11 protein-coding genes are annotated in these 12,812 nt (G+C 41.2%); 4 read left to right on the top strand and 7 right to left on the bottom strand.

What is annotated here, in order from left to right:
- Positions 1 to 25: 25 nt before the first annotated feature.
- The 4 genes from HMPREF1519_RS06495 to HMPREF1519_RS10370 all read left to right on the top strand — a co-directional run bounded on the left by HMPREF1519_RS06495 (position 26) and on the right by HMPREF1519_RS10370 (position 3,625).
- A complete protein-coding gene (locus HMPREF1519_RS06495) occupies positions 26 to 1,384 on the top strand; it encodes a carbohydrate ABC transporter permease (RefSeq protein ID WP_037611552.1) in 1,359 nt (452 codons plus the stop codon).
- Complete coding sequence (locus HMPREF1519_RS06490) at positions 1,384 to 2,220, top strand: sugar ABC transporter permease (protein WP_004182537.1); 837 nt, start codon at positions 1,384 to 1,386, stop codon at positions 2,218 to 2,220. Before HMPREF1519_RS06495 ends, HMPREF1519_RS06490 begins: the two co-directional genes overlap by 1 nt.
- Positions 2,221 to 2,235: 15 nt before the next feature.
- On the top strand, positions 2,236 to 3,372 hold the full coding sequence (locus HMPREF1519_RS06485) for an ABC transporter ATP-binding protein (protein WP_002884983.1): 1,137 nt from the start codon (positions 2,236 to 2,238) through the stop codon (positions 3,370 to 3,372).
- A 160-nt stretch (positions 3,373 to 3,532) separates the two neighbouring features.
- Positions 3,533 to 3,625, top strand: a complete 93-nt coding sequence (locus HMPREF1519_RS10370) for a type I toxin-antitoxin system Fst family toxin (protein ID WP_004182539.1) — start codon at positions 3,533 to 3,535, stop codon at positions 3,623 to 3,625.
- Between the two features lie 146 nt (positions 3,626 to 3,771).
- Here the strand turns inward: HMPREF1519_RS10370 and HMPREF1519_RS06480 are convergent, their stop codons facing one another.
- From HMPREF1519_RS06480 to HMPREF1519_RS06450, 7 genes are all read right to left on the bottom strand, one after another.
- On the bottom strand, positions 3,772 to 3,960 hold the full coding sequence (locus HMPREF1519_RS06480; RefSeq protein ID WP_004182540.1) for a twin-arginine translocase TatA/TatE family subunit: 189 nt from the start codon (positions 3,958 to 3,960) through the stop codon (positions 3,772 to 3,774).
- A gap of 12 nt (positions 3,961 to 3,972) precedes the next feature.
- Positions 3,973 to 4,701, bottom strand: coding sequence for a twin-arginine translocase subunit TatC (tatC, locus tag HMPREF1519_RS06475; protein WP_037611550.1), 729 nt, complete (start codon positions 4,699 to 4,701; stop codon positions 3,973 to 3,975).
- The gene (locus tag HMPREF1519_RS06470; protein ID WP_037611549.1) at positions 4,688 to 6,373 is read right to left on the bottom strand and encodes an FTR1 family iron permease; all 1,686 of its coding nucleotides are present in this window, start codon (positions 6,371 to 6,373) and stop codon (positions 4,688 to 4,690) included. The genes tatC and HMPREF1519_RS06470 overlap by 14 nt, the downstream gene beginning before the upstream one ends.
- Positions 6,351 to 7,556: an iron uptake transporter deferrochelatase/peroxidase subunit gene (gene efeB, locus HMPREF1519_RS06465; protein WP_022496646.1), complete on the bottom strand. Its 1,206-nt coding sequence runs from the start codon at positions 7,554 to 7,556 to the stop codon at positions 6,351 to 6,353. The genes HMPREF1519_RS06470 and efeB overlap by 23 nt, the downstream gene beginning before the upstream one ends.
- Before the next feature lie 5 nt (positions 7,557 to 7,561).
- Positions 7,562 to 8,434, bottom strand: a complete 873-nt coding sequence (efeO, locus tag HMPREF1519_RS06460) for an iron uptake system protein EfeO (protein WP_022496645.1) — start codon at positions 8,432 to 8,434, stop codon at positions 7,562 to 7,564.
- A 250-nt stretch (positions 8,435 to 8,684) separates the two neighbouring features.
- Positions 8,685 to 12,398 (bottom strand): pullulanase, encoded by a 3,714-nt coding sequence (locus HMPREF1519_RS06455; RefSeq protein WP_022496644.1) that lies wholly within the window; start codon positions 12,396 to 12,398, stop codon positions 8,685 to 8,687.
- A gap of 119 nt (positions 12,399 to 12,517) precedes the next feature.
- Positions 12,518 to 12,812: N-acetylmuramoyl-L-alanine amidase family protein (locus HMPREF1519_RS06450; RefSeq protein WP_037611546.1), on the bottom strand; the 295-nt coding region annotated here is incomplete at its 5' end.

The raw sequence follows: 12,812 nt of genomic DNA, 5'->3' as shown, positions 1-12,812 counted from the left end.
TAAACATTTATCTGAGGAGATATCTATGTCACAAACAATCTACGACACAACTCCTATGCGCCAAGTCTTCAAAGAAGGTACATGGGATGTCAAATTATCCTTTCTGGTAATGGGATTGGCAAACTTGGTCAACAAACAGTTCACCAAGGGCTTGCTCTTCCTCCTTTCTGAGATTGCCTTCTTAGTAGCCTTCGTTATTCAAATCATCCCTGCGCTTAAAGGTATGATTACCTTGGGGACTCAAGAACAAGGTGAGGCTATTAAAGAAGTTAATGGGGTTAAGCTTACTGTTCAGGTCGCTGGAGATAATTCAATGCTTATGTTGATTTTTGGTCTTGCATCATTAATCTTCTGTGCAGTTTTCGCTTATATTTACTGGTGTAACCTTAAGAGTGCTCGTCATCTCATGGCTCTCAAACAGTCTGGACGTAAAGTTCCTAACTTTGTCGAAGACTTCAAGACCTTGGCTGATGGTCGTTTCCACATGGGACTTATGACTGTACCATTGATTGGAGTTTTGCTCTTCACAATCTTGCCTTTGATCTACATGATCTGTTTGGCCTTTACTAACTTTGACCACAATCACCCAGCACCTAAATCACTCTTTGACTGGGTTGGTTTCTCAAGTTTTGGTGAAGTTTTGCAAGGTCGTATGGCTGGTACTTTCTTCCCACTTTTGACATGGACCTTGATTTGGGCAGTTGCTGCAACAGCAACAACTTTCTTCTTCGGTATTGTCCTTGCTCTCTTGCTCAACACTAAAGGGCTTAAATTCAAGAAAGTATGGCGTACTCTCTTTGTTATCACTATCGCCGTTCCTCAGTTCGTATCCCTTCTTTTGATGCGTAACTTCCTTAATGACCATGGGCCTTTGAATGGTTTACTTCAAACCTTGCATCTTACTAATGGACCAATTCCATTCTTGACTGATCCTCTCTGGGCTAAGTTCTCTATTATCTTTGTAAATATGTGGATTGGTATTCCGTTCACAATGTTGGTCGCAACTGGTATCATCATGAACTTGCCAACTGAGCAGATTGAAGCTGCTGAAATTGATGGAGCAAGCAAATTCCAAATTTTCAAGAGCATCACTTTTCCACAAATTCTCTTGATTATGGCACCATCGTTGATTCAACAATTCATTGGTAATATCAATAACTTCAACGTTATCTACTTCCTTACTGGTGGTGGACCTACTAACTCTGAATACTATCAAGCGGGTTCAACTGACCTCTTGGTAACTTGGCTCTACAAACTGACTGTTAGCTCTAAAGACTACAACTTGGCATCTGTTATCGGTATCTTGATTTTCGCCATCTCTGCAACATTCAGTCTCTTGGCCTACACAAGATCATCTTCATTCAAGGAAGGGGCTGCTAAATAATGAAACGTAAGAAAAATCTTTACCTAACTGGTACTTATATTCTATTGACAGTTCTAGCTGTCATCTGGTTAATCCCTATTATTTGGATCTTCCTTACAAGTTTCCGTGGTGAAGGAGCTAATGCGGTGCCTTACTTCTTCCCTAAGACTTACACTTTTAATAACTACATTAAACTGTTTACCAGCGATGCTTACCCATTTGGAAAATGGTTCATCAATACTTTCATCGTTGCCACATGTACATGTATCCTCTCAACTTTGATTACCGTAGGTATGGCCTACTCACTTAGCCGTATTAAATTCAAACACAGAAATGGCTTCTTGAAATTGGCACTTGTACTTAACATGTTCCCTGGATTCATGTCAATGATTGCGGTCTACTACATTTTGAAGGCCCTCAATTTGACACAAACCTTGACATCTTTGGTTTTGGTATATTCTGCTGGAGCAGCACTTGGTTTCTACATTGCGAAAGGTTTCTTTGATACTATCCCTTACTCTTTGGATGAATCAGCAATGATTGATGGGGCAACTCGTCTTCAAATCTTCACTAAGATTACCTTGCCACTTTCTAAACCAATCATCGTCTACACTGCCCTCATGGCCTTCATGGGACCTTGGGTAGACTTCATCTTTGCATCTGTTATCCTCGGTGACGTTAAAGATAAATATACGGTTGCCCTTGGACTCTATCAAATGCTTAACCAAGACGCTATCAATGAATGGTTCCTTCCATTTACCGCAGGTGCTATTATCATCGCCATCCCAATCACCCTTCTCTTTATCTTCATGCAGAAATACTATGTTGAAGGTGTAACCGGCGGATCAGTTAAATAATAAAGGATAAATGATATGACAACTCTTAAACTGGATAAAATTTATAAAAAATACCCAAATGCAACTCACTACTCTGTCGAAGATTTCAGTATCGACATCAAAGACAAGGAATTCATCGTTTTCGTAGGTCCTTCAGGATGTGGTAAATCAACAACTCTCCGTATGGTTGCTGGTCTCGAAGAAATCACAGAAGGTAAACTCTATATCGATGGTGAGGTGGTTAATGACAAATCACCAAAAGATCGTGACATTGCCATGGTATTCCAAAACTACGCACTTTACCCTCACATGACTGTTTATGAAAATATGGCCTTTGGTCTTAAACTTCGTAAATATAAAAAAGACGATATCGACAAACGTGTGCGTGAAGCTGCTGCTAGCCTTGGTTTGACTGAGTTCTTAGATCGTAAGCCTGCAGACCTTTCTGGTGGTCAACGTCAACGTGTGGCTATGGGACGTGCCATCGTTCGTGATGCTAAAGTCTTCCTCATGGATGAACCTCTCTCAAACTTGGATGCTAAGCTTCGTGTGACCATGCGTGCTGAAATTGCTAAAATTACTCGTAATATTGGCGCAACAACCATCTACGTTACTCACGACCAAACAGAAGCTATGACTCTTGCTGACCGTATCGTTATCATGAGTTCTACTAAAAACCCTGATGGTTCTGGTACTATCGGTCGTATCGAACAAATTGGTACCCCTCAAGAACTTTATAATGAGCCAGCCAATAAATTTGTTGCTGGATTCATCGGAAGTCCTGCTATGAACTTCTTTAATGTTAAGGTTGATGGTAACCGCATTACTAACTCTGAAGGTTTGGATATTGCAATCTCTGAGGGTCAAGCTAAAATCTTGAAAGAGACAGGGTATCAAGGCAAGGAAGTAATCTTTGGTATCCGTCCTGAAGATGTTTCAAGCCGTCCAATTGTTCAAGAAGTTTATCCAGATGCCAATGTAGATGCTGAAGTCGTCGTTTCAGAGCTTCTTGGTGCAGAAACAATGCTCTACCTAAAACTTGGAGAAACTGAGTTTGCTGCCCGTGTTGATGCGCGTGACTTCCATAATCCAGGTGAAAAAGTTAACCTTACTTTCAACGTTGCTAAAGGTCACTTCTTCGACGCTGAAACAGAAAAACGTATCAGTTTGTAAGATAAAAAAATCAGCCCTCTTGAGCTGATTTTTTGTTTGGCATGATTAACCTACATTCTAACTAATACTTCCTATCACTCACTAAACATATCTCTTTCAATCTATGATATAATATCCTTTGGCACCTCGACACCGCCTACGAAGGGAGGTGAGTTTGCCTATGATGGATTTACTATTCAAAACTATCATCGGACCTATTGTGGTCGGTGTTATCCTTCGTCTGATCGACAAGTGGTTAAACAAGGATAGATAGTGCTAAAAAAGGCCCCGAGCTTATGTGGAAGTTAGCTTGGGGTCTTTTCTTGCCTATGATATAGACTTACTATTCAATACAAGTGTATTATGTCATAAAAGCTTAGAATTGTCAAGAAACTTGAAGATAATCTTTAGATAGAGATCTTAGTCTTTAGTCTTGTCTTCTTCGTCTTTTTTATCATTATCTGTCTTATTTACGGCTGCTTTAAACTCGGCTAGCATTTTACCGATAGATTGTCCGAGTTCTGGCAAGCGTTTAGGACCAAAGATGAGGAGGGCTCCTAGGACGATAATGATAAGTCCTGGAGCTCCGATATCACGTAGAATTCCCATGAGATTTCCTTTCTATTTATCTTTATATTTTCTTTGTTTACGTTTATAAATGAGCTTACTAAGAGTTACGCTAACTTCATAGAGTAGGATTAAGGGAGCAGTCATAGCCAAGTCGCTAATAAAGTCAGCTGGTGTCAGAACCACTGCCAAAACCAAGAGAACAAAGTAGGCATAGCGTCTATAATGTGTGAGAAACAATGGTGTTATTATGCCGATAGATGTCAAAAAACTCACAACTACGGGAAGTTCAAAGAGAACAGCTAAAGGCACTGTCGTATGCAGTAAAAAACTAAGGTAGTTTTGTGCTGTAATTTGTGTATCAAAGAGTCCTTCACCTAGCTTTAAAAGCACTTCTAAGATAGCTGGACTAACAAAATAATAACCAAAGGCAAGACCCAAAACAAAACAGACAAAAGTTGCTGGAATATAGGCAAAAATGGCACGCGCTTCATTGTCCCTCAAACCAGGTTTCACAAACTGCCAAATCTGGTAGGTGGTAAATGGCAAAGTGACCGTAAAAGCCATAAGACTGGCTAAGTTAATGTAAATCCAGAGAATATCGTTAGGTCCTAGAACCAATAAGGGCTTATCAAATCCTCTAGTCAGATAAGCATAGAGCTCCCCGGCAAACAACAGAGTGATACAGAAAACTAGGAAAAAGCAAATGACTACTGCAATAAAACGTCTCCGAAATTCCACCAGATGTTCAACAATGGTCATCTCGTCCTTACTTCTTGCCATGCTGTTTCACCGTTACAAAGGCAATAATAACAATAAAGATAAGTTGTGGAATCAAGACTTCCCAGCTTGGATAGATACCAGCCCAATCAATGGTTGGGAAACCACTAATCAAATGATTGGACATCATATTAGTCAACTGAAGGGCATGAATGCTGACACCGAGCATCTTGAAGGCCAAGGCATAAATCAACCAGGTCAAAATAAAGAAGATACGATGCGGTTTAATGTAGTGACTAGCTTTAGTCATAGCCACAGCAATAATAACAAGAACTGCAATGGCTAAAGCAATACCAATCAAGAAATTAGCTGTCGTGATACGTGGGATAATACCAACATAGAAAAGAATAGTCTCGGCACCTTCACGGAAGACAGCCAAGAAACTGAGGGCAAACATGGATACAAAACTTCCAGTAGCCGTCACTGTCTTCATCTGACGGTCCATAAAGTCATTCCACTGTTTGACTGAAGACTTGCTGTGGAGCCAGATACCGATAAGAATCATCATCGCAACTGCAAAGATACCAACGCCACCTTCAATAATTTCACGGTTAGCCCCAGAGGTCACAGCTGGAAAGACAACTTGTAAGATAACAGCTATAAGTGCGCTGGCAAGAACACCAGCAATGGCTCCGCCATAAACCCATTTGAGTCCCTTACGCATCTTGGCTGCCTTAAGAGTTGTCACAAGGGCCATAACGATGAGGAGGGCTTCGACCCCTTCACGCAGGAGAATCAGCATGGCATCAAAGGCATTATAAGAAGCACTGGTATCGATAGCTGATAGGTCTGTAATCAAGGCTTGCAGTTTGTCCTGATAAGCTTTTTCTTTCCCCTTAACCATAATAACAGGTGTTTCACTCTCCACGCGCGTATAGAGGCTAGGGTTAGTCGTGCTTACATCACCTTCAATGGTTGGCCAGATAGTGATGAACTTCTTCATAGTTGCCGCAGCTGTTTTTTCATCACCTGCTTGGAATTGACCTAGAGCTTTTTCCAAGAGCTTAATACCATCTTTAAGGGTTAAACTTGAACTCGTACTATCAAGAGGAACTCCCTTGATAAAGTCATCAATCCCACCCTTGAGATCATCATAAGATGACTGGATGCTGGTGAAATCAGTTGGCTCCGTCTCAATGCTGCTGCGCAAAAGTGAAATAGCTGTCTCAATCTTGCCGTAGTAGGCAGTGCTATGATCACGGACAACAGCTTCATTTCTTGTCCAAGCATTATTCAATTCGCCGTAAGTTTTTCGTGTTGCAGCCAAATCTTTAGCCGTAATGACATCCTGTAAGTTCTTGAAATAAGGATTGAGACGGGTCTCAAGTTTTTCCTTTTCGGCATCCAAGTCAACAGGATTTTGCTCTTTCTCAAATTTAAGAAGGGCTGACGAGATAGAGGTTAGGTCCTCTTCTGTCACGTCACCTTTAATATCAAGAGCCTTGCTGACTTTTTTACCAGCCTTGGAATCGTGATTTTCTTTTGTTTCGAAATCAGTCTTAATCTCACCGACTAATTCCTTAGCTTTTGCTTGATCCTTGTTTTGAACAGCTGTTGTTGCATCTGTGATTTTGATATAGAGATCGCTATAGGATTCAGCAGCAACTGGATAGGTCAAAAATAGAGCTAGAAGTCCAAGTAAAACGAGGAGTTTATTCAAAGAGTGCTTGACCAAGGTAGCCTCCTTTCTCCACGCCAGCAAAGCAAGCAAATAGCCCACTTCCGATATGAGTGATATACTCATTCATCTTGTCTACAGCTCCAAGATTGGTCTGTATTTTGACAAAACGGTCGGGATCCTTCTGGAAGGCAATGAATATCAAGCCTGCATCAAACTGACCAGTTCTCTCATCAATGCCATCAGAATAAGAATAGGAACGACGTAAGATAGGAAGGTCTACTTCTTTAGCCAAACGCACATGCGAATCGACTGGTAGTTTTGACAGATCTACTTCGTCAAACTCATCTTTCTTACCAAAGGGTGCTCCTGATTCCTTATAGCGACCAAAGGTGTTTTCCTGCTCCTGCAAATTGGTACGATCCCAAGTCTCCAAGTGCATCTGTACTAGACGAAGAGCCATATAAGAACCACCCTTCATCCAATCTTTACTATCCGTCCAGACAACCTTGTCGAATTCCTTTTCCGTCGTAACATTGGCAGTACCGTCCTTAAAACCAAAGAGATTTCGCGGCGTCTCCTTACGATCTCCGATGGCTGCAAAACCAGATTTGCTCCACTTCATGGTGATTTTATTACGACCTTTGCGGATCAGATTTCGAACAGCATGAAAGGCTACCTGTTCATCATCTGCACAGGCTTGAATAACAATATCTCCACCCGTATACTTGTCCTGCAACTGCTCCTTTGGAAATGGAGGCAAATCACGGAAGAGCTTAGGACGCTTGGACTCCAAGCCAAGTTTTTTAAGAAAATCAGCCGAGACACCAAAAGTCAGGCTAAGACGATAGGGATTGAGCCCCACTGTTTCACCTGTATCTGTTGGAGGCAAGAGGGCATTTGATCCATCTTTTTTGACCAGCTCTCCATCGACCAATTTACTACTATAGTCTGTCCAGTCTTTAAAGAGCTGGATTACTTCTTTTTTATCAGTTGTATGAAGATCTAGAACCACCAAGTAGCAAGCCTTCTGCATGGGAGTCGTAATCCCAGCCTGGTGCTTACCAAAAAAGCTAATATCCTCATCCCCATCAAGGGCTTTTTTTGTTGAACTATCCTGATTAGCGAAAAAAGCAGATGCACCAGAAAGACCAAGCGCAAGCCCAGCCCCTCCAATACCTGCTTTTTTAAGAAATTCACGACGGTCCATTTTTTTATCTAAAAATTTTTCGTCAGTCATTTTTCTTATTTCCCATCTAGGATAACACCCATTTGTGATAATGGTTCACCAAGTTTAGTTACAGCTTCGGCCAATTCCTTAGTATCTGCCTCACTCAAATCTGTATAAGATTTATAGTTTTTCTCATCAGTCATGTGTTTGTCCAAAAGACCATTGACATTCTTGAATTCTGTTTCCAAAGTCTTAACAAGCTTAGTATCTTTCTTTTGGATCAACGGCTTGAAGAGTTCAAAGATTTTTTCTGCCCCTTCAATATTGGCACGGAAGTCGTAAAGATCAGTGTGCGAGAAGACTTCTTCTTCACCTGTAATCTTTTGAGTAGCAACTTCGTTCAGAAGGTCTACAGCTCCAGTCAACATGATATCTGGAGTGACTTTAACAGTTGCAATTTTAGCCTTGAGTTCCTTGATATCGTTGACCAATTGATCTGCATAGGCAGCTGTACCATCGGTCGTGTTGTCTTGCCACATGATACGTTCAATACGGTGGAAACCTGACCAGCCATCTTCTGATTTATTTTCGTCCATGTAATCAACCAAACGGTAGTCAATTTTCACATCAGACTCACCAAAGCTTTCAGCAATTGGTTCTGAACGTTCGTAAGCCATACGAACCAATGGGTATTGTTTCTTGGCTTCTTCAAGATTTCCTGACTTGAGGGTTTCACTGAATCCTTCAGTATCTTTCAAAAGCTGATCGATTTCACCTTCAACGAAAGTCTTGTAATCACTTGTAGCCTGCTTCAATTGTTTTTGCTCACTGGCTGTGAGTTTTGAGTTAGTTGAGCTAGAATGACTTGAATTACCAGATTTGGCACAAGCCGTCAATAAAAGCCCTGATGCTAAAAGAACAACACCAAGTTTGTTAAGTTTTTTCATGAATGTCTCCTATTTTCAAGATAGTGTTCGACATTTGTCGTTATATATGTGAATCGTTTGTTATTTCGATATGAAAAACGAACGATGATAAGTCAATAATGGTCTCTCATATGTAAGAGAACATATTCTAAACTAACAGAAGAAACCAGCACTGTCAACGGTTTTAGGCTATTTAAGAACTATTCTAAAGAGCAGATAAGAATGATTCTAAATAAAAGAAAAACAACAGGAAATAACCTGTTGTTACTTATTATTTTGTCCGACGTTTTCGAAGGAACCCTAGGCTAATAATACTTAGCAGACCTGCTACAAAGAGTCCACGATTTGTCTTTTCACCAGTAGATGGTAGTTGCTTATCAGTTTGACGACTAGCTTCAGTCTTAGCCTGACCATTGTCATGGTTAACAAGCTCAGCATCTCCGACAAGGTCCTCTTGACTTGAGGTCTGGACTCTTGTTTTAGTTACCTCAGTATCTTTGCCACCAAATGACGCAGTCTTCTCAGAAGGCTTAGCTACTTCTTCAGTTGGTGTCTGAGCATTGGTTAAACGAATAATAGTCGCTGTTAATGGATCCAAAGTCAAGATGTGATTGTTGATTGCAACACCTGATAACTCACTAATTCCAGATAGATTAACTTGATTGCCATCTGCTAAAACCATATAGGATAGACCATTTGTAAGCTTGCTCAAATCAAACTGACGAGCCTTGCTATCAGCATTGACATAGACAAGGTAACGGTCTCCATTGGAAGCAACAGTTTGGTATCCTAATACCAAATCCTCTTGAGCGACATTATCCTGACCAGGAACCGTCAATAGCGTCACACGAGCATCCACATCTACTTTAGATTTGAAATTGAAGGCATCCGTAGACTTACGTAAGGCAATTAACCCTTTGGTAAAGGCACGCGTTTTCGTATTTTCTGGGAAGGCCTGACTATTAGTCGCCTTAGTCCAGTCAAAATGGTTAACCGCATCACTTGAATCATAAGAATCATGGATGAAGTAAGGATAGTCAAATGGATTACCCTTTTCATCAACTAAGAGGTGTGACTTATTCGGCACCTTGTCCTCAGATACAGGATAACGGTAGGCAGGATCACGGAACTGTTTGGTGCGACCGTATTCCTGACCAGAGTGAATAAATGGTGTTCCCTGAGCAGTCAAGATCATGAGGTTCCCTAGACGCAAGCGACGATGAATTTCAGCATTATTCTCAGGCTTGCTTGGATCCTTCTTGATTGATTGGGCGATGATATCAAAAAGGGTCAAATTATCATGAGCAGCAATATACTGAATAACATCTCCTGGTGAATCAGCCTCAAAGTTAGTTGGCTGTGCCTTGATATTATCAAAAACCTTATTAATATCACGTTTTCCACCTGTGATGAAGGCCGGTGTTCCCTCGTTTGGATAACCTGATTTGAGGGTATTTCGAATATCATCTGAAAATACAGCTACGGTATCTGTGTCTTTCATCCAAGACTGATCGGCAGGCTGAACAGGGCTATTTTCATCGCCAGCATAAGTCACCCAACCCTCACCAAGCATAATGAGATTTGGATTAAGGGCGCGTGCAGTATTGTATGCTTGCTCGATACTTTCAGCATCATGGTCACCCATCATATCAAAACGGAAACCATCTACTTTATATTCCTTAGTCAAATAAGCAATGGAATCCACCAAGACACGACGGCTCATATAGTGAGTCGTACCTAGACGACCGCCTCCAAAACTCGAACGAGGAGTGCCATCAGCATCCATAAAGTGATAGTAATTTGGCTCAAGGTCTTCAAAAATAGCTGTCTTGGCTGTATGATTGTAAACCACATCCAAGATAACACCCATACCATGGGCATGGATAGCTGCAACTAAATTCTTGAATTCTTCAATACGTTTAGCTGGATCACTAGGGTTTTCAGAATACATACCCGTCAAAGAGAAATAGTTTTGTGGGTCATAGCCCCAGTTGTAGTTACTATCGCTTGATGCATAGGCAGCCAAACGCTTGCCATTTTGCAATTCATTAACAAAATAGTAGCTCAATACTGGCAAAAGCTGAATATGAGTAACCCCAAGGTCTTTAAGATAATCCAAACGCTCCGCAAAGGCTGCAAAAGTACCAAACTGGTGCCTCAATTCAGTTGAGATAGCCTTGTCAGAGGTGAAATCTCGGACATGAGCCTCATAAATGATGGCATCTTCTCGAGATTTAAAGTTAGGAATCTTAGCGTAGTCAAGGTCTTTTGGTCCATAATTAGCAGGATCTACAAAGGCAGCCTTGGCAATCTTGTGTTCAGGTCCCTTGTTGGCATCGTCACTATTCCAAGCTGCCAGAGATTTCGCATAAGGATCAAGAACAATTACTGACTGATCTCCACGTTTAATGCGGTATTGATAGAAATAACCAGTTAAGTTTTCAAGGCCAAAATCAGTCGCAAGGAGGTCAGCTTGCCAAGTACCTCTAGGGCCTTTGCTTAGAGCGTGTTCAGCCAGCACCTTGTCTTGATTATTCTTATCATAGACAATGATGTCTACTTGATCAGCACTTGGTGACCAAAGTGTCACATGTGCCTTAGTACCATTCTCTTCTAGTCGAGCACCCAATTCACCATCATAACTGTAGAGGGCATCCTTTAATTGCCAGCTCTCAGATGTTTTAAAACTATCACTGCCCAAAGTGACCTTGTAAGGCAGATTTTCTGCAGCAAAATCACCTGTTAAAGTAGCTTTTTTAAGTTTAGCATCCAAGTCAAGCTGTTTAAGAGTGACACTGTTACCATCCTTATCCGTCACCTTAAGGTCTTTAAGAATATCCTCAGATGAGACCTCGTCTAAGTTGGTGAAGCTAAGTTCGATTTTGCTTGGACTAAGCTGCTGAGCCCCAGTCAAACGCACATCCTTGACAAAGTAAGGGTTGGTGTAGACTGTCGGATCAGTATCTCGTACGAAAAGCTGACGAGATTTTTTCAAGTCACTAAATTTATAATCATTTGGTTGAATTTTCACATCATCTCCAGTTTTGCTCTCATCTAAGAGTAAAAATCCTATCGATTTTGCCGCTTGTGTTAGTGGAATATCTAAGTAGGCACCATACTTACCATTCGGTTGGAAATTGACACCATCAGGCCAATTGCTTGGAGCGTCCTTAACATCACCCCAATACCAGACAGACTTATTGCTATAGTCGCCATCCGTACGGAAATAATTGATACGAACGTGGTCTTGAGGGATAGGTTGATAGCTGTAAACTTGGAAATCTTTGTCAATCCAGGCCTCATTCATTTGAGGGCTAAGAATTTCCACTGCTTTATCCCCTGAAAGGTTCGTTCCAGCGGCATTATTAATCAAGAAGCTAAGTTTTTTAGGTGTTGAAGACAACTTCACATCTAAATAGACACCATAATCATCCTGTTTGGCTTCAGCAAATGAGGTTGCCCCTGTCGGCCAGGCCCCCTTCTGAGATGATGGTGTCTCAACATCATCCCAAGTCCAAAGACCAAGAGATGACTTGTCTTGACTTGGCAACTCTTGGAAATGCAAGCGAATAGTCCCCTCAGCAATAGGATTTTCAGACGCATTCGTAAGAGCTTGACTATTATTAGTACTTACTGTTTTTGGCGTGTTTTCGCTAGTTTCAGTTAGCTTGGTAGTCTCAGTAGGGCTAGTATTTTCTTCTGGAAGAGAAACTGGCTCATTTGCCTTGGAAACAGAGGTACTCTCAGCTGTTACAGGAGCTGCTGGCGTTTCAGTTACTAGACCACTGGTAGTAAGACTCGAATCAGCTGGTTCTACCTGTGTGCTTGATTCGGTCGTTGATACTGCTTCATCTGCCTTGACGACTTGAACAGCAGAAAAGCTCAAAAAAATAGCTCCAATGGTTACAGAAGCCAAACCTAACTTGTACTTGCGAAGGCTATAACGAAGGATTTTTCCATCATTAGCTTGAGTATTTCTTTTCATAGAAACTCCTTTTGTTAACGTTTTCATGTTTTTTAATATACCATTTAGCTTTCATTTATGCAAGCGTTTTCTCTCTTTAAAAATTAAAAAAGAGAGAACCATAAGATTCTCTCAATCTATTAATTATAAATAGAATAGTAACGCTTAATCCCTGCCACAATTGCGTTAGCTAAAGTCTCCTGATAAGCAGAGGTATTCAATCGAGCTGCTTCTTGAGGATTTGACAAGAAACCTAGTTCAAGAAGGACTGCTGGCGCTGTCGTTTCACGCAAGACCGCAAAGGTTTGACGTTTCACGCCTTGATTCTGAGCACCAGTCGCATTAATCAAGCTAGACTGGATGGCATTGGCCAAGGTATCACTCATGCTCAAACGAGTCGGATTAGCATGATAGGTCGCATTAATACGTGATGGA

Source organism: Streptococcus sp. SR4 (genome assembly GCF_000517725.1).
Taxonomy (GTDB): domain Bacteria; phylum Bacillota; class Bacilli; order Lactobacillales; family Streptococcaceae; genus Streptococcus; species Streptococcus salivarius_F.
Note: the sequence above shows the minus strand (reverse complement) of the source record. Positions and strands in the feature narration are given on the sequence as shown.